General features: G+C 70.6%; 18 protein-coding genes. 16 read left to right on the top strand and 2 right to left on the bottom strand.

What is annotated here, in order from left to right; all coding sequences use genetic code 11:
• Positions 1 to 21: 21 nt before the first annotated feature.
• The 4 genes from ACPA54_RS11305 to ACPA54_RS11290 all read left to right on the top strand — a co-directional run bounded on the left by ACPA54_RS11305 (position 22) and on the right by ACPA54_RS11290 (position 3,796).
• On the top strand, positions 22 to 687 hold the full coding sequence (locus ACPA54_RS11305; RefSeq protein WP_423528573.1) for a pyridoxamine 5'-phosphate oxidase family protein: 666 nt from the start codon (positions 22 to 24) through the stop codon (positions 685 to 687).
• 37 nt (positions 688 to 724) lie between these two features.
• Positions 725 to 1,939 (top strand): cyclic dehypoxanthinyl futalosine synthase, encoded by a 1,215-nt coding sequence (gene mqnC / locus ACPA54_RS11300; RefSeq protein ID WP_423528571.1) that lies wholly within the window; start codon positions 725 to 727, stop codon positions 1,937 to 1,939.
• A gap of 52 nt (positions 1,940 to 1,991) precedes the next feature.
• The gene (locus ACPA54_RS11295) at positions 1,992 to 3,083 is read left to right on the top strand and encodes an amidohydrolase family protein (protein ID WP_423528569.1); all 1,092 of its coding nucleotides are present in this window, start codon (positions 1,992 to 1,994) and stop codon (positions 3,081 to 3,083) included.
• Between the two features lie 104 nt (positions 3,084 to 3,187).
• On the top strand, positions 3,188 to 3,796 hold the full coding sequence (locus tag ACPA54_RS11290; protein WP_423528567.1) for a Uma2 family endonuclease: 609 nt from the start codon (positions 3,188 to 3,190) through the stop codon (positions 3,794 to 3,796).
• On the opposite strand, the gene ACPA54_RS11285 is transcribed toward ACPA54_RS11290, so the two are convergent.
• Positions 3,797 to 4,024 carry a hypothetical protein gene (locus ACPA54_RS11285; protein ID WP_423528565.1) on the bottom strand — a complete coding sequence of 76 codons (228 nt, stop codon included), beginning with the start codon at positions 4,022 to 4,024 and terminating at the stop codon, positions 3,797 to 3,799.
• Positions 4,025 to 4,168: 144 nt separating this feature from the next.
• Between ACPA54_RS11285 and ACPA54_RS11280 the strand changes: the two genes are divergently transcribed.
• The gene (locus ACPA54_RS11280) at positions 4,169 to 4,774 is read left to right on the top strand and encodes a Uma2 family endonuclease (protein ID WP_423528563.1); all 606 of its coding nucleotides are present in this window, start codon (positions 4,169 to 4,171) and stop codon (positions 4,772 to 4,774) included.
• Here ACPA54_RS11280 and ACPA54_RS11275 read toward each other — a convergent pair whose 3' ends face one another.
• Positions 4,775 to 5,728 carry an oxidoreductase gene (locus ACPA54_RS11275; RefSeq protein WP_423528561.1) on the bottom strand — a complete coding sequence of 318 codons (954 nt, stop codon included), beginning with the start codon at positions 5,726 to 5,728 and terminating at the stop codon, positions 4,775 to 4,777. It abuts the gene before it with no gap.
• A 159-nt stretch (positions 5,729 to 5,887) separates the two neighbouring features.
• Between ACPA54_RS11275 and ACPA54_RS11270 the strand changes: the two genes are divergently transcribed.
• The 11 genes from ACPA54_RS11270 to nuoD all read left to right on the top strand — a co-directional run bounded on the left by ACPA54_RS11270 (position 5,888) and on the right by nuoD (position 16,045).
• Positions 5,888 to 6,589, top strand: coding sequence for a demethylmenaquinone methyltransferase (locus tag ACPA54_RS11270; protein WP_423528559.1), 702 nt, complete (start codon positions 5,888 to 5,890; stop codon positions 6,587 to 6,589).
• A gap of 20 nt (positions 6,590 to 6,609) precedes the next feature.
• Positions 6,610 to 8,175 carry a N,N-dimethylformamidase beta subunit family domain-containing protein gene (locus ACPA54_RS11265; protein ID WP_423528558.1) on the top strand — a complete coding sequence of 522 codons (1,566 nt, stop codon included), beginning with the start codon at positions 6,610 to 6,612 and terminating at the stop codon, positions 8,173 to 8,175.
• Between the two features lie 68 nt (positions 8,176 to 8,243).
• The gene (locus ACPA54_RS11260) at positions 8,244 to 8,897 is read left to right on the top strand and encodes an MOSC domain-containing protein (protein ID WP_423528556.1); all 654 of its coding nucleotides are present in this window, start codon (positions 8,244 to 8,246) and stop codon (positions 8,895 to 8,897) included.
• Positions 8,898 to 9,026: 129 nt separating this feature from the next.
• The gene (locus ACPA54_RS11255; RefSeq protein ID WP_423528554.1) at positions 9,027 to 10,343 is read left to right on the top strand and encodes a geranylgeranyl reductase family protein; all 1,317 of its coding nucleotides are present in this window, start codon (positions 9,027 to 9,029) and stop codon (positions 10,341 to 10,343) included.
• 164 nt (positions 10,344 to 10,507) lie between these two features.
• Positions 10,508 to 11,023, top strand: a complete 516-nt coding sequence (locus tag ACPA54_RS11250) for a hypothetical protein (protein WP_423528552.1) — start codon at positions 10,508 to 10,510, stop codon at positions 11,021 to 11,023.
• Positions 11,020 to 11,538 (top strand): O-acetyl-ADP-ribose deacetylase, encoded by a 519-nt coding sequence (locus ACPA54_RS11245; RefSeq protein ID WP_423528550.1) that lies wholly within the window; start codon positions 11,020 to 11,022, stop codon positions 11,536 to 11,538. The genes ACPA54_RS11250 and ACPA54_RS11245 overlap by 4 nt, the downstream gene beginning before the upstream one ends.
• Positions 11,539 to 11,692: 154 nt before the next feature.
• Positions 11,693 to 12,385, top strand: a complete 693-nt coding sequence (locus tag ACPA54_RS11240) for an alpha/beta fold hydrolase (RefSeq protein ID WP_423528548.1) — start codon at positions 11,693 to 11,695, stop codon at positions 12,383 to 12,385.
• 493 nt (positions 12,386 to 12,878) lie between these two features.
• Positions 12,879 to 13,238 (top strand): NADH-quinone oxidoreductase subunit A, encoded by a 360-nt coding sequence (locus tag ACPA54_RS11235; RefSeq protein WP_345678944.1) that lies wholly within the window; start codon positions 12,879 to 12,881, stop codon positions 13,236 to 13,238.
• Positions 13,239 to 13,338: 100 nt separating this feature from the next.
• Positions 13,339 to 13,893, top strand: coding sequence for a NuoB/complex I 20 kDa subunit family protein (locus tag ACPA54_RS11230; protein WP_345678945.1), 555 nt, complete (start codon positions 13,339 to 13,341; stop codon positions 13,891 to 13,893).
• Positions 13,890 to 14,669, top strand: a complete 780-nt coding sequence (locus tag ACPA54_RS11225; RefSeq protein ID WP_423528546.1) for an NADH-quinone oxidoreductase subunit C — start codon at positions 13,890 to 13,892, stop codon at positions 14,667 to 14,669. The genes ACPA54_RS11230 and ACPA54_RS11225 overlap by 4 nt, the downstream gene beginning before the upstream one ends.
• Positions 14,669 to 16,045: an NADH dehydrogenase (quinone) subunit D gene (nuoD, locus tag ACPA54_RS11220; protein ID WP_423528544.1), complete on the top strand. Its 1,377-nt coding sequence runs from the start codon at positions 14,669 to 14,671 to the stop codon at positions 16,043 to 16,045. The genes ACPA54_RS11225 and nuoD overlap by 1 nt, the downstream gene beginning before the upstream one ends.
• Positions 16,046 to 16,048 lie beyond the last annotated feature (3 nt).

The raw sequence follows: 16,048 nt of genomic DNA, 5'->3' as shown, positions 1-16,048 counted from the left end.
CGCCGGAGCAGAGTGGCATTCATGGGCAAAGTTCATGCAGACGGCATCACGGGACGACTGAAGACGTTCATCCTCGAGCAGCCCGTGTACTTCACGGCGACGGCGCCGCTGGACGCCGACGGCCACGTCAACGTGTCCCCCAAGGGGCACGCCGGATCGTTCGCGGTCCTGGACGCGTGGACCGTCGCCTATCTGGACTGGACCGGCAGCGGCGCCGAAACGCACGCGCACCTGCGGGAGAACGGCCGCATCACCCTCATGTGGAGCGCCTTCAGCGGCCCGCCGAACATCGTCCGGCTGCACGGCCGCGGCGAGGTCGTCTACCCCGGCGACCCGCGGTGGGACGAGCTGGCCGCGCACTTCGGCGCGGATGCCGCCGCGCCCGGCGTCCGCGCGATCGTCCGCGTCGACGTGCACCGCGTGTCCGACACCTGCGGCTTCGCGGTGCCGTTCATGGACTACGTGGGGGAGCGCCCGCTGCTGCGCAGCTACTGGGACGGCAAGGACGCCGCCGACGTCGAGGCGTACCACGAGAAGAAGAACCGCACGAGCATCGACGGCCTCCCCGCGATCCCGCCCGGCTCGGCATCCGCGCCCGCCGCCGAGACGGCTGCCGGGACCGCTGTCGAGACCGCTGGGCGGACTTCCGACGTGCCCGCGGCGAACCCGGAGCCCGCCGCAAGTTAGGCTCAGTCGTGGTTCCAAAGTCGCCGTGGAGGGTCCCGTGACCGCTGTCGCCGAGTCCGTACGCTCGTCCGAGCTGCAAGCACTCCTGGACCGGGCCGCCGCGGGTGGGCGCCTCAGCGCCGAAGAAGCCCTCGAACTGTACGTCCACGCACCCCTGCACGCGCTCGGCGCGGCCGCCGACACGGTGCGCCGCCGCCGGTACGCGGGCACCGAGCACATCGCGACGTACATCATCGAGCGGAACATCAACTACACGAACGTGTGCGTCACCGCGTGCAAGTTCTGCGCCTTCTACGCGCCGCCCAAGAGCGAGAAGGGCTGGTCGCGCGAACTCGACGACATCCTGCGCCGGTGCGCGGAGACCGTCGAGCTGGGCGGCACACAGATCATGTTCCAGGGCGGGCACCACCCGGACTACGGCGTCGAGTACTACGAGCGCGCGTTCTCCGCGATCAAGGCGGAGTTCCCGCAGCTGGTCATCCACTCGCTCGGCGCGTCCGAGGTCGAGCACATGTCCAAGGTGTCGGGCGTCACGATCGACGAGGCGATCACCCGCATCAAGCAGGCCGGCCTCGACTCGTTCGCCGGCGCGGGCGCCGAACTCCTGCCGGCCCGCGCCCGGCAGGCGATCGCGCCGCTCAAGGAGTCCGGCGAGCGTTGGCTGGAGATCATGGAGACGGCGCACGGCCTCGGCCTGGAGTCGACCTCCACGATGCTCATGGGCACTGGCGAGACCAACGCCGAGCGCATCGAGCACCTGCGGATGATCCGCGACGTGCAGGACCGCACGGGCGGGTTCCGGGCGTTCATCCCGTACACCTACCAGCCGGAGAACAACCACCTGAAGGGCCGCACGCAGGCGACCATCCTGGAGTACCTGCGGATGATCGCCATCGGCCGGCTGTTCTTCGACAACGTCGCGCACCTGCAGGGCTCGTGGCTGACGGTCGGCAAGGAAGCCGGGCAGCTGTCGCTGCACTACGGCGCCGACGACCTCGGCTCGGTCATGCTGGAGGAGAACGTCGTCTCCTCGGCGGGCGCCAAGCACCGCTCGAACCGCATGGAGCTGATCCACCTGATCCGTGCCGCGGGCCGCGTGCCGGCGCAGCGCGACACCACGTACCACCACCTCGCCGTGCACGAGGACCCGGCGGACGACCCGGTCGACGACCGCGTCGTGTCGCACCTGTCGTCGACCGCGCTGGACGGCGGAACGGCCCACCCCGGACTGAAGATCGTCGAGGCACGCTGATCGCCCACTAGGCCGTCGCGGGGCGGCTCGTCCGACCCGCGACAATGGGCATATGCCGCTCACTTTGCACACCGCCCCCGTCGTGCTCGCCATGCCGGGGGCGGCGCTGCGCGACGGCGCGGTCGCTGTCGACGGGGACCGCATCGCCGCGGTCGGCACGTCGGCCGAGCTCACCGCGCGCTTCCAGGACGCGCGGGTGCGGCGGTGGCGCGGGATCCTCACGCCGGGGCTCGTCAACGCTCACGCGCGCCTGCAGTACACGGACTTCGGGCACCTGGCCGAGTCCGGCCTGCCGCTCGCCGCGTGGTCGGCGGCGGTGGAACGCGAACGCGCGGGCTACACCGAGGCCCGCTGGCAGGAAAGCGCCCGGCGCGGCGTCCACCTGATGCTCAAGTCCGGCACGACGGCGGTGGGCGACGTCGTCACCGAACCGGCGGTCCTGGTGCCGGTGGCCCGGTCGGGGATCGGCGGGATCTCGTACGTCGAACCCTCGGGCGAAGCCGACACCTGGCGCGCACGGCTGACCGGCACTCTCGACGCGGGCTCCAGCCGGACGCTCGGCGTGGCTTCCGGCGCACCGCTGCTCTCCGCGGGCCTCGCCATCGCCCGCGACCGCGGCCTCCGCTTCCAGGCGCTCGCCCCCGAACACGGCGAGCTGGACCTGCTCGGCCCCGACACCCACGCCGTCTTCGCCACCCGACTCGACGACGAGGCACGGGCGTTGCTGCGCCACCGCACGGTCCCCGCGGCGCTGTGCGTCCGCGCCGGCCGCCTGCTCGACGCCGCGGACGCCCCCGTGGGGGCACTCCTGACCGAACACAACCCGCTCGCTCTCGGCACCGGCTCCCTGGCCGAAACCCCGTCCCTCGACCTGTGGGAAGAAGCCGCCGCAGCCCGCGCGTTGGCCCTCGCCCAGGGCTACACGGCCCCCGACCTCGACGAACGCCTCGTCACCGCCGCCACCGTCGGCGGCGCCACCGCCCTCGGCCTCCCCGACGCGGGAACCCTCCGCCCGGACACCCGCGCCGACTTCGCCGTCTTCGATGTCCCGACGGACGGCGACCCGCACACGGCCCTGATCACGCACGGTGCGGGGAACTGCATCGGCACGGTGCTGGCGGGGCGCTTGGTGCACCGGCGCTAGCGCTCCTTCGAACGAGTGATCCCCTGCGATTCCGCCACGCGACAGGCGGATTCTCGCCAAGCTCGGGTCTGCCAACGTTCCCGGCCTACTCTGAAAGGAGTGATATGACCCTGGCATTGGAGAGGGCGGACGCCGTGACCGACGAGCACCGCACCGACGACTTGGAAGCATTCTTCGACAGCTTCGACCCGCCGGAGGGATACCGGGCGGAGCTGATCGGAGGGGCGATCGTCATGTCACCGACGTCTGTCGGCTTGCACCACATTCTGCTGCACCGGCTCACCAAGGAATTCCTGGAAGCACACCTTCCTGAGGGCGCCCTCGCCACCTCGTTCCCGCTGACCGTATGGATTCCCGAAGGAGTCGACGGCGATGCCGAGGGCTATATCCCGGATCTGGTCGTGGCCGACGAGGCGGCGATGCTGGAGCCCGGGCGCTGGAAGTTCGATCCGGACGTCGTCCACCTGGCCGTCGAGGTCGTGTCGAAAGGCTCGCAGAGCCAGCGCGACGACCGCATCCACAAGCCGATCGGCTACGCCGCCGCAGGCGTGCCGCTGTACCTGCTGATCGACCCGCTCCGCAGTGAGGTCACGCTCTTCGCAAAACCGGAAGACAAGGCCTACCTGTCGAAGACGTCCGTCCCGTTCGGCGACAAAATCCCTTTCCCCGAACCCTTCGGCAGCGTTCTCGACACCTCGATCTTCATCACCTGATCAATCCCCCAGCGGCTCCGGCCACCGCACCCCCGTCGCCTCCTCCGAGGCCGTCCACAGCGTGCGGTTGGCCGACTCGTGCTTCACCCACGGCGCGCACGGAGTCGCGGCCGGCGGGCCCCACATCGCGAAGCGCGGGCCGTAGAACGTGCCGTTGTCCACGCCCGGAGCCGTGGCCGCGTACAGCTCCTGCACGGCCCTGATCACCCACGGCGCCGGGAGCTGCATCGGCACGGTCCTGGCGGGCCGCGTGGTGCACCGCCGTTAGCGATCCTTCGAACGAGTGATCCCCTGCGATTCCGCCACGCGATGGGTGGATTCTCGCCAAGCTCGGGTCTGCCAACGTTCCCGGCCTACTCTGAAAGGAGTGATATGACCCTGGCATTGGAGAGGGCGGACGCCGTGACCGACGAGCACCGCACTGACATCGAAGCCGACTTCGACAGCTTCGACCCGCCGGAGGGATTCCGGGCGGAGCTGATCGGAGGGGCGATCGTCATGTCACCGACGTCTGTCGGCCTGCACCACGGCCTGTTGCGCCGACTCACCCGGGAATTCCTGGAGGCTCGGCTTCCCGAGCGCACGGACTGGACTACCTTCCCCCTCACGGTGCGGATCCCTGAAGGAGTCGACGGCGATGCCGAGGGGTACATCCCCGACTTGGTCGTTGTCGACGAAGAGGCGATGTGGGACGGCGAGCACTGGAAGTTCGACCCCGATGTCGTCCATTTGGTCGTCGAGGTCGTGTCGAGGGGGTCGCAGAGTCAGCGCGACGACCGGTTTCACAAGCCGATCGGCTATGCCTCCGCAGGTGTCCCGCTGTACTTGCTGATCGACCCGCTCCGGCGTCAGACCACACTCTTCGCGAAGCCGGACGCCAAGGCCTATACGTCGAAGAACTGTGTGCCATTCGGTGACAAGATCCCCTTCCCCGAACCCTTCGGCGGCGTTCTCGACACCTCGATCTTCATCCGCTGACTAATCCCCCAGCGGCTCCGGCCACCGCACCCCCGTGGCCTCCTCCGAGGCGGTCCACAGTGTGCGGTTGGCCGATTCGTGCTTCACCCACGGCGCCCGCGGAGTCGGCGCCGGCGGCCCCCACATCGCGAAGCGCGGGCCGTAGAACGTGCCGTTGTCCACGCCCGGAGCCGTGGCCGCGTACAGCTGCGGCAGGGCGCCCGCGTCGGCCGACGTGGCGATGAGGCGGTTGGCCGTGGTCATGAGGCGTTCGCGGCGGGAGTCGCCGGTCATTTTGGCCGCGGCGGTCTGCAGGTTGGTGGCGGCGTAGCCGGGGTGGGCGGCCAGGCTGAGGAGGGCGACGCCGGCGGCGTCGGCGCGGCGGGCGAGTTCGGCGGTGAACATCAGGTTCGCGGACTTGGCCGCGCCGTAGGCGCTCCACTTGCGGTAGGTGCCGTGTTCGCCGCGCAGGTCGGCGGGGTTGGGACGGCCGACCGCGTGCATGCCGCTGGAGACGGTGACCACGCGCGCCCCGGGACGGGCCAGCAGCGAAGGCGCCAGTAGGGCCGAAAGAGCGAAATGCCCCAGGTGATTCGTGCCCATCTGCATTTCGAAGCCGTCCGCGGTCCGCCGCTCCGGCAGCGCCATCACGCCCGCGTTGTTGACGAGGATGTCGAGTCCGTCGTGGGTGTCCGCGAACGCCGCCGCGAAAGCCCGTACGGAGTCGAGGTCGGCGAGGTCGAGCGGCAGCACTTCCAGCTGCGCCTTCGCCTCCGGCACCTCGGCCGCGATCGCGTCCACCGCCTCCGCGGCCCGCGCCGCCGACCGGCACGCCAGCACGACGACCGCGCCCTTGCGGGCGAGTTCGCGGGCGGTGACGAACCCGAGGCCGCTGTTCGCACCCGTCACGACGGCCGTCATACCGTCCAGCACCGGCATGTCCGCCGTGCTTCGCCAGGTCTTCCCCGTCCTCATCGCACGCCTCCTCGCGGCCTCCGCCCGGCATGAACGCATGGACCGGGCCCGTGACGACCCTACGCGTCTTCCCCTACCCGTGAGTAGTGGCCCCGTCACCACCCGGCACGCCGGACCCGGCTGTCGGGAGCCGCCCCCCGCACAGGCGAAGATGGTGTCGTGACGCGAGCCTCCCTGGACAAGCAGCCCCGCGACGTCGCCTCGATGTTCGACGGCGTGGCGGAGAAGTACGACGTGACCAACACCGTCCTCTCCCTCGGACAGGACCGGTTCTGGCGCAAAGCGGTCGCCCAGGCCGTCGACGCCCGACCGGGCGAGCGGATCCTCGACCTGGCGGCCGGCACCGGCACCAGCTCGCTGCCGTTCCGCGACGCCGGCGCCACCGTCGTGCCGTGCGACTTCTCGCTCGGCATGCTCCGGGCCGGCAAGCGCCGCCACCCCGAGCTGCCGTTCACCGCGGGCGACGGCATGCGGCTGCCGTTCGCGGACGGCGTGTTCGACGCCGTCACCATCTCCTTCGGGCTGCGCAACATCAACGAGCCGAAGACCGGCCTCGCCGAACTCCTCCGGGTAACCCGCCCCGGCGGCCGGCTCGTGGTGTGCGAATTCAGCCACCCGACGTGGCGGCCGTTCCGCACGGTGTACGACGAGTACCTCATGCGCGCCCTGCCCCCGATCGCCACCCGGGTGAGCAGCAACCCCGACGCCTACGTGTACCTCGCCGAGAGCATCCGGGACTGGCCCGACCAGCCGGCCCTCGCCGCGCTGGTGCGGGACGCCGGCTGGGAGCGGGTCGCCTGGCGCGACCTCACCGGCGGGATCGTCGCCCTGCACCGCGGCTTCAAGCCGCTCGCCGGCTGATCCGACGCGGAGACCCGGCGATGCGGCAAGGAAGCCGTACCGAGCCCCACCTGACGGCGCGTGCCGCGGCGGCCCTCGCCGCGCTGCTGCTCGTCGCGTGCGCGGCCTGCTCGTCGGGCGGCGGCAGCGCGCCGAAGCCCGACGCGACGAAGTCCGGCGGATCGAACTCGGCGTCCCCGCCCGCGGCCGGGTTCGACGTCGCGGCGGAGAACGCCAAACCGGGCACCGACGTCTGGAAGACCGGGCTGAAGACCGGCCCCGCCGGGGCGATGGACGCGTACGCCGACCAGGTCGCCGTGCGCCCCGGCGCGCCGTTCCGGCTGTTCGCCTCCACGACCGCGCCCGGCTTCACGGTCACCGCGTACCGCATGGGCTGGTACGGCGGCGCCCGCGGCCGCGAAGTCTGGAAGTCCGGCCGCGTCACGGGCACCCGCCAAGCCGCCCCGAAGGTCGACCCCGGCGTCAACACCGTGCACGCCGACTGGCAGCCCTCGCTGACCGTCACCCCGACGGACTGGCCGGAGGGCACCTACCTGCTGCTGGTCACCTCCGACGCCGGGTTCGGCACCTACGTGCCGATCACCGTGCACAGCGCGCAGGCCAAGGGCCGGACCGTGCTCGTCAACGCCGTCACCACCTGGCAGGCCTACAACCTGTGGGGCGGCTACAGCCTCTACAACGGCCCGAAGAACTACGGTGACCGGGCCCGCATCGTCAGCTTCGACCGGCCCTACGACGGCACGGGCGCGACGCTCTACCTCAACCAGGAACTCCCCGCCGTGTCCCTGGCCGAGAAGCTCGGTCTGCCGCTGTCCTACGCCACCGACCTCGACCTGGACGCCGACCCCAAGCTGTTCGACGGTGCCACCGCGGTCTTCACGCTCGGCCACGACGAGTACTGGTCGACGGCGATGCGCGACCACGCCACCGCCTTCCGCGACGCGGGCACCAACCTCGCGTTCCTCGGCGCCAACGCGGTCAACCGGCACATCCGCTTCGCAAGCTCCGCACTCGGCGAGCGGCGCCTGGTGGTCTGCTACAAGTCGGCCGCGGAGGATCCGATGCGCGCCGACGACCCGTCCGAGACCACACAGGACTGGCGGCTGCCGCCGATGTCGCGGCCGGAGAACCAGCTCACCGGCACCTACTACCAGTGCTTCCCGGGCAATGCGCCGTTCGTCGTGTGGGACGCGGACGCCTGGGTGTTCGCGGGCACCGGGGCGCGCCGCGGCAGCGCGTACAAGGGCCTGGTCGGGGTCGAGTACGACCGGGTCGTGCGCGATCCGGCGCCGCCCGCGCCGCTGCAGGTGCTCAGCCATTCGCCCGTCACCTGCGAAGGCAAGGCGGACTACGCCAACGCGTCGTACTACACCGTCCCGTCGGGGGCCGGGGTGTTCTCCACGGGCACGATGCGGTGGGTGTGCGCGCTCGGCTCCGGCTGCGGCACGTACCTCGACGACGACGGCCGCCGGTTCGCGACCCAGGTCACCGAGAACGTCTTCCGGGCGTTCAGTGCCGGCCCGGCGGGCAAGGCGCATCCGGTGCGGGCGAACGCGGGGGAGATTCCGGCGGTGGCCTCGCGCTGAGGCGGCGGGCGGCCATGCGTGGGGAAAGCCCCGAGCCGTCGGCCGGGCCCGCTGGGTAGGTTGACCCCATGTCTGTTCTCAAGTCGGTCAATGTCGGTACGGCGGCCCCCACCGAGCACTCCGATGTCCCGCTCACCGGCATCGACAAGCGTGCCGTCGCCGGGCCGGTCCGCCTGGCCGAACCGGCCGAGGGCAGCGGCGTCGCGGGCGACGACGTCTGCGACCTGCGCCACCACGGCGGACCCGACCAGGCGGTCTACGCGTTCGCGTGGGAGGACCTGGAGGCGTGGGACGACCGCATCGGGGCGGACATCCGGCCCGGCCTGTTCGGCGAGAACCTCACCACGGTCGGCGTCGACGTGACCGGCGCGGTGATCGGCGAGCGCTGGCGGGTCGGCACCGCGCTGCTCGAGGTCTCCGTCCCGCGCATCCCGTGCCGGACGTTCGCCGCGTTCCTCGACGAACGCGGCTGGATCAAGCGGTTCACCGAAGAAGCCCGGCCCGGCGCCTACCTGCGCGTCGTCGAGCCCGGCGAGGTCGCCGCGGGCGACACCGTCGAGATCGTGCACCGCCCGGCGCACGGCGTCGACATCGGGACGGTGTTCCGCGCCCTCACCACCGCGCCCGAGCTGCTGCCCAAGCTCGTCGACGTCGAGGAACTCCCGGACGAGACACGGCAGAAGGCCCGCAAGCGCACCGGCGCCGGGACCGCCGCGATCTGACCGCAGGGCCCCGCGGGCGGCGGACCGCCCCGGCCGCGCGTCGGAGACGGGCCCGGGGCCCGCCTAGACTTGCCCCAGCCGGATTCCAGGTCCGGCGCCTGCCCACCGGCGCACCTCAGGAGAGCCGAGTTGACCGAGACCGTGTCCACCGCGCGTGCCGGCGAGGGTCCCGCCGATTCCGCCCACGAAGCGGACGTCATCGTCGTGGGTGCCGGCCCGGCCGGGTCGACGACCGCGTACCACCTGGCCAAGGCCGGGCGCAGCGTGCTGCTGCTGGAGAAGACCGCGTTCCCGCGTGAGAAGGTGTGCGGGGACGGCCTGACGCCGCGCGCCGTCAAGCAGCTGGTGTCGATGGGCATCGACATCTCGCCGGAGGCGGGCTGGCTGCCGAACCGCGGCCTGCGGATCCTCGGCGGCGGCATGAAGCTGGAAATGGACTGGCCGGACCTGGCGTCGTTCCCCAACTACGGCCTGGTCCGCAAGCGCACCGACTTCGACGAGATCCTCGCCCGGCAGGCCGCGTCCGCGGGTGTGAAGGTGCACGAGCGCACCAACGTCGTCGGCCCGGTGCTGGACGACCGCACCGGCCGCGTCGTCGGCGTCCGCGCCAAGGTCGGCGCGGACAAGGAGGAGAAGGTCTTCCGCGCCCCGGTCGTGGTCGCCGCGGACGGCAACTCGACGCGCCTGTCCCTGGCGATGGGGCTGCACCGGCGCGAGGACCGGCCGATGGGCGTGGCCGTGCGCACGTACTTCACGTCCCCCCGCCACGAGGACGACTACCTGGAGTCCTGGCTGGAGCTGTGGGACCGGCGGGACGGGAAGAACGCCCTGCTGCCGGGCTACGGCTGGATCTTCGGCATGGGCGACGGCACGTCGAACGTGGGCCTGGGCCTGCTGAACACGTCCGACTCGTTCAAGGACATCGACTACCGCGAGTTGCTCAAGGCGTGGGTCGCGGGCATGCCCGAAGAGTGGGGCTACACCGACGAGAACCAGGAAGGCCCGATCCGCGGCGCCGCGCTGCCGATGGGCTTCAACCGGCAGCCGCACTACACCAAGGGCCTGCTGCTGGTGGGCGACGCGGGCGGCATGGTCAACCCGTTCAACGGCGAAGGCATCGCCTACGCGATGGAGTCCGGCGAGATCGCCGCGCAGGTGATCGCGCAGGCGCTGGCCCGCAACACCCCCGCGGGGATGGAGCGCGCGCTGCACGACTACCCGCGCATCCTCAAGCAGACCTACGGCGGCTACTACACGCTCGGCCGGCTGTTCGTGAAGCTGATCGGCGAACCGAAGGTCATGGGCTTCGCGACCAAGCACGGGCTGCCGCACCCGCTGATGATGAAGTTCGTCCTCAAGATGCTCGCCAACCTGACCGACCCGCGCGGCGGCGACGCGATGGACCGGATCATCAACGGCATGGCGCGGATCGCCCCCGCGGCATAACCCCCGCGCGCGCAGCGCACACCGGCGCACGGGCCCTGGCTTCGGCCGGGGCTCGCGTGCGTCGGCGGCGCACTCCGGGGCGGAGTGATTCACCCATTCGATCCCTCGGGTGAACCTTCCCCGATCGCCCCGAAAAGAGGGTTGGCGCGCGCCATCGTGTGCGCATGAACGCGCATTCGCCCCAGGGGGATCTCCCGCCCGGCTACGACGAGTTGCTCGGCGACGTCACGGCCGACCGGCAAGAGGAGGACCGGCTGTCGCTGGTCCGTGCGGTGAACGCCGCACTGACCGATTTCCTCGTCGAACGCCGCCGCGGCGCCATGCTCGCCTTGGACGCGGGAGAGCCCAACCGGGAGTTGTTCCGCCACACCCGCCTCAGGCGCCACGTCGCCCTGCACGTGGTGACCGGACGGCGGCAAATGGAAGGCCACCGGCGCTGGTTCGAGGCCTCGCTCGAGTTGGCCGACGAGATGTTCCGGGACACCGACGACGACGGCCGCACGATCGGCATCCTCGTCTGCCTCGACCCGGACGACGTCGTCGTCGACTACTCGGACGGCTTCACCGGTGACCGCCTCGACGACCTGCCCGCTCCCTGGCAGCTCGCCGAGGCGACCCTGCGCGCGATCTCCGCCTGGGAAGCCGAGACAGGGTGCACGGTGCCTACAGTTCTCACATGACCGAGATCACCCTCGTCCAAGGCGACATCACCGACGAGCGCGTCGACGCCGTCGTCAACGCGGCCAACTCCTCGCTGCTCGGCGGCGGGGGAGTGGACGGCGCCATCCACCGCAAGGGCGGGAAGGCGATCCTCGACGCGTGCCGCGATCTGCGGGCCGCCCAGTACGGACGAGGGCTCCCGACCGGCCGGGCGGTGGCCACCACCGCGGGCAACCTGCCCGCGCAGTGGGTCATTCACACCGTCGGGCCGGTCTGGTCCAAGGACGAGGACCGGTCCGCGCTGCTGGCCTCGTGCTACCGCGAATCCCTGCGCGTCGCCGACGAGTTGGGGGCGCGCACCGTCGCCTTCCCCGCGGTGTCCGCGGGGATCTACGGCTGGCCGATGGACGATGCCGCCCGCATCGCGCTCGGCACCGTCCGCGACGCGGGCGCGGCCGTCGAGGAGGCCCGCTTCGTGCTGTTCGGCGGCGAGGCCTTCGCGGTGTTCGAAACGGTCCTCGCCGGGCTGCGGTAGCCCGCGCCGGACGCGCCCCGAGCCCGGCCACTTGCCTCGCCCCGATCGGGTGAGCAGAATCGTGGCACGACCCTGCTTACTCGATTCAGCAGGGGCGGCGGACCGCGCGGGACCGGCTCGGCAGGGCACCGGCCGGCAGATGAAGGAGAAGTCCATGAAGCTCCACGTCCACGAAGAGGGCACCGGCGACCGCACCGCGATCGTCATTCACGGCGGTATGTCCGACCACGGGACCTGGCACGCCGTCACCGCGCGGCTGGTCGCGCAGGGCTACCGGGTGGTCGCCCCGGACCTGCGCGGCCACGGCCGCAGCCCGCGCGGCACGTACACGCCGGAACTGTTGGCCGAGGACCTCGTCGAGAACCTCCCCGAAGGTGCCGACGTCGCCATCGGGCACTCGCTGGGCGGCCTCGCGCTGTCCCTGGCGGTCGAGCGGCTGCGACCGGCCCGCGCGGTCTACTCCGACCCCGGATTCCTGCTCGGCAAGATGGAGTTCGCCACCAAGGACTTCATGGTGCGGATGGTTACCGAGGCCACGCCGGAGAGCATCCGCGCGATGAACCCGCGGTGGTCGGACGAGGACATCGCGGCCGAAGAGGCGGGCTTCGGGCGGTTCGACATCACGTTCTTCGACGCTCTGCAGAACTTCCCGGCGGACTACCTGCCGGTGCCGCCGGTCCGTCCGGCGCTCGTGCAGATCGGCGACCCGAGCCTGACGATCACCCCTCAGGCGGCCGCCGAACTGGAGAAGCGCGGCTTCGAAGTGCGCGTGGTCCCGAACGCCGGGCACTGCATCCACCGCGACGACATCGACGGCTTCATGCGGTCGCTGGACGGCTGGATCTGACGCGGAGCGATCGAAGCCCGCACCCGGCGGTTCTCCGCCACCGCACGCGAACGGCCCGTGGGGCAGCCCGAACAAGGGTGCCCCACGGGCCGTGCGGCGTTTCCGCGGGACTGGTCCGCCGCGGCGTTCCCGCAGGTGAGAGCACTCGGCGCGCCTATCATGCAGAAACGATCTTGATCAAATTTGATCGTCGGACTTCCCTGGTGATATGGCGTTTTCCGGATCCGGCATCCATCGGGTTGCCCTGCTGTCACTGCGTGTCCGAATACGGACGCTGGGTCGAAATCGACGGCCGCGCAATCGTTTCTGATCGATCATCAGGTGGTGAAGATCACACCATGATCGAACTCTGCCCGTGTCGCAGATCACATCCGAAGAGGCGTAGGATCGGCGCCGTTCCGGGTGCTTGTGAACCTGGTCACATGCTCACAAGCGAGCGGATCCGACCAGGCCAAACGGACGGAGAACGGCCGATGGAAGGGAGCAGTGCGGCATGAACCTCTACGCGCCGATCCTCGTGCTCGGGGGCATCGCCGCCGCGTTCGGCGTGGTCTCCCTCGTCGCGGGAGCGCTGACCGGTCCCAAGCGCTACAACCGCGCGAAGCTCGAGGCCTACGAGTGCGGTATCGAGCCGACCCCGCAGCCGACGGGCGGCGGGCGCTTCCCGGTGAAGTACTACCTGACGGCGATGCTCTTCATCATCTTCGACATCGAGATCGTCTTCCTCTACCCGTGGGCCGTCTACTTCGACTCGCTCGGCATCTTCGGCCTGGTCGAGATGGCCCTGTTCGTCCTCACCGTGTTCGTCGCGTACGCCTACCTGTGGCGCCGCGGCGGCCTGGAGTGGGACTGACCACGTGCCGTACCCGAGGTCCGGCTTTCCGTATACCGCACAGACACCGAACTGACGCAGGTGATCCAGGTGATCCCAGTGATCCAGGAGAGGCCATCCGATGGGTATTGAGGAGAAGCTGCCCAGCGGCTTCCTGCTCAGCACGGTCGAGGATCTCGCCGGCTACTTCCGCAAGAGTTCGTTCTGGCCCGCCACCTTCGGCCTCGCATGCTGCGCGATCGAGATGATGGCCACCGGCGCCGGGCGCTACGACCTGGCCCGGTTCGGCATGGAGGTGTTCCGCGCGTCGCCGCGGCAGGCCGACCTGATGATCGTCGCGGGCCGCGTGAGCCAGAAGATGGCGCCCGTCCTCCGGCAGATCTACGACCAGATGGCGGCACCGAAATGGGTGCTGTCGATGGGCGTTTGCGCTTCCTCCGGCGGCATGTTCAACAACTACGCGATCGTCCAGGGCGTCGACCACATCGTGCCCGTGGACATCTACCTCCCCGGCTGTCCGCCGCGTCCCGAGATGCTCATGGACGCCATCCTCAAGCTGCACGAGCAGGTCCAGCACATGCCCCTCGGTGTGAACCGCGTGCAGGCGGCCCGCGCCGCGGAGCAAGCCGCGCTGACCGCGGTGCCCACCATCGAGATGAAGGGGCTCCTGCGGTGACGACCGGCAACAACGGCAACAACGGCACCACCGGGAACGACGCCCCGGGCGGCGGCGCGGTTCCCGTGCCGCGCGAAGACCGCCCGGAGATCCTCGACGTGCGCCACGGCATGTTCGGCGCCAAGGGGTCCGGCGACACCTCCGGCTACGGCAATCTCGTCCGCACCGTCGCCCTGCCCGGGGCGGCGACGCGGCCGTACGGCGGCCCGCACAGCACGCCCGACCAGCGCACCGAAGGCGAATTCGACGTTGTCGCCGACGAGTTGGCCGGCGCGCTGGAGGAAGCCGGGCTGGCCTTCGACGACCTGGTCGACCGCGTCGTCGTCGACCGCGGCGAACTCACCTTCCACGTCCGCCGCGACGGCCTCCGCCAGGTCGCGCAGACGCTCCGCGACGACGCCGCGCTGCGCTTCGAACTGTGCAGCGGCGTCAGCGGTGTGCACTACCCGACCGACGAAGGCCGCGAACTGCACGCGGTGTACCACCTGCGTTCGATCACCCACAACCGCCAGGTCCGCCTGGAGACGGCCGCCCCCGACGCGGACCCGCACATCCCGTCGCTGGTGAAGGTGTATCCGACGCTCGACTGGCACGAGCGCGAGACCTACGACTTCTTCGGGATCGTCTTCGACGGCCACCCGGCGCTCACCCGCATCCTCATGCCGGACGACTGGCCCGGCCACCCGCAGCGGAAGGACTACCCGCTCGGCGGCGTCCCCGTCGAGTACAAGGGCGCCCAGATCCCGCCGCCCGACCAGCGGAGGTCGTACAGCTGATGTCGCACACCGACGAGTTCACCGGCACCCAGGAAGCACCGCAGGCGCAGGCCGCGGACGACACGCAGCAGGCGCCGGCCCGCGACACCACCGAGGGCCGCGTCTACACGGTCACCGGGTCGGACTGGGACGAGGTCGTCCAGGCCGCCGCGGACGCCGACGAGCGCATCGTCGTCAACATGGGTCCGCAGCACCCGTCCACGCACGGCGTGCTCCGGCTCATCCTGGAGATCGACGGCGAGACGGTCACCGAAGCCCGCTGCGGCATCGGCTACCTGCACACCGGCATCGAGAAGAACCTCGAGTACCGCAGCTGGACGCAGGGCGTCACCTTCGTGACGCGCATGGACTACCTGACTCCGCTGTTCAACGAGGCCGCCTACTGCCTCGGCGTGGAGAAGCTGCTCGGCATCACCGACCAGATCCCCGACCGGGCGAACGTCATCCGCGTCATGCTCATGGAGCTGAACCGCATCTCCTCGCACATGGTCTGCCTGGCCACCGGCGGCATGGAGATCGGCGCGCTCACCGTCATGACGTTCGGGTTCCGCGACCGCGAACTCATCCTCGACGTCTTCGAGATGGTCACCGGCCTGCGCATGAACCACGCCTACGTGCGGCCCGGCGGCCTCGCGCAGGACCTGCCGCCCGGCGCGGTCGACAAGATCCGCGAACTGGTCGAGGTGCTGCCCGGCCGGATCCGCGAGTACGAAATGCTCCTCAACGACAACCACATCTTCAAGGGCCGCACCGAGGGCATCGGCTACCTCGACCTGAGCGGGTGCCTGGCCCTCGGCGTCACCGGGCCCTGCCTGCGCAGCACCGGGCTGCCGCACGACCTGCGCAAGACGCAGCCGTACTTCGGCTACCAGGACTACGAGTTCGACGTGGCCACCGCGGACACCTGCGACGCGTACGGGCGCTACCTCGTGCGCATCGAGGAGATGAAGCAGTCCCTGCGGATCGTCGAGCAGTGCCTGGACCGGCTCAAGCCGGGCCCGGTCATGGTCGAGGACAAGAAGGTCGCCTGGCCCGCGCAGCTCGCGCTCGGCCCCGACGGCCTCGGCAACTCCCTCGACCACATCCGCACCATCATGGGCACCTCGATGGAGTCCCTGATCCACCACTTCAAGCTGGTGACCGAGGGCTTCCGGGTCCCCGCCGGCCAGGTGTACGCCGCGATCGAGTCGCCCAAGGGCGAACTCGGCGTGCACATGGTCAGCGACGGCGGCACCCGGCCGTTCCGCGTCCACTACCGCGACCCGTCGTTCACGAACCTCCAGTCCATGGCAGCCATGTGCGAAGGCTCCCAGGTCGCGGACGTGATCGTGGCCGTCGCGAGCATCGACCCCGTCATGGGAGGTGTCGACCGATGACCG

Origin of the sequence: Uniformispora flossi, assembly GCF_049534875.1 — a bacterium.
GTDB lineage: Bacteria > Actinomycetota > Actinomycetes > Streptomycetales > Streptomycetaceae > Yinghuangia > Yinghuangia aomiensis.
The sequence above is the reverse complement of the archived record's forward strand: the minus strand, read 5'-3'. Positions and strand labels throughout refer to the sequence as shown.

Excerpts from the sequence above, each read along its gene's own strand:
- ACPA54_RS11305 (WP_423528573.1), top strand. The coding sequence starts at position 22 with ATGGGCAAAGTTCATGCAGACGGCATCACGGGACGACTGAAGACGTTC.
- ACPA54_RS11295 (WP_423528569.1), top strand. The coding sequence starts at position 1,992 with ATGCCGCTCACTTTGCACACCGCCCCCGTCGTGCTCGCCATGCCGGGG.
- ACPA54_RS11290 (WP_423528567.1), top strand. The coding sequence starts at position 3,188 with ATGACCCTGGCATTGGAGAGGGCGGACGCCGTGACCGACGAGCACCGC.
- ACPA54_RS11285 (WP_423528565.1), bottom strand. The coding sequence starts at position 4,024 with ATGCAGCTCCCGGCGCCGTGGGTGATCAGGGCCGTGCAGGAGCTGTAC.
- ACPA54_RS11280 (WP_423528563.1), top strand. The coding sequence starts at position 4,169 with ATGACCCTGGCATTGGAGAGGGCGGACGCCGTGACCGACGAGCACCGC.
- ACPA54_RS11275 (WP_423528561.1), bottom strand. The coding sequence starts at position 5,728 with ATGAGGACGGGGAAGACCTGGCGAAGCACGGCGGACATGCCGGTGCTG.
- ACPA54_RS11265 (WP_423528558.1), top strand. The coding sequence starts at position 6,610 with ATGCGGCAAGGAAGCCGTACCGAGCCCCACCTGACGGCGCGTGCCGCG.
- ACPA54_RS11260 (WP_423528556.1), top strand. The coding sequence starts at position 8,244 with ATGTCTGTTCTCAAGTCGGTCAATGTCGGTACGGCGGCCCCCACCGAG.
- ACPA54_RS11250 (WP_423528552.1), top strand. The coding sequence starts at position 10,508 with ATGAACGCGCATTCGCCCCAGGGGGATCTCCCGCCCGGCTACGACGAG.
- ACPA54_RS11245 (WP_423528550.1), top strand. The coding sequence starts at position 11,020 with ATGACCGAGATCACCCTCGTCCAAGGCGACATCACCGACGAGCGCGTC.
- ACPA54_RS11240 (WP_423528548.1), top strand. The coding sequence starts at position 11,693 with ATGAAGCTCCACGTCCACGAAGAGGGCACCGGCGACCGCACCGCGATC.
- ACPA54_RS11235 (WP_345678944.1), top strand. The coding sequence starts at position 12,879 with ATGAACCTCTACGCGCCGATCCTCGTGCTCGGGGGCATCGCCGCCGCG.
- ACPA54_RS11230 (WP_345678945.1), top strand. The coding sequence starts at position 13,339 with ATGGGTATTGAGGAGAAGCTGCCCAGCGGCTTCCTGCTCAGCACGGTC.
- nuoD (WP_423528544.1), top strand. The coding sequence starts at position 14,669 with ATGTCGCACACCGACGAGTTCACCGGCACCCAGGAAGCACCGCAGGCG.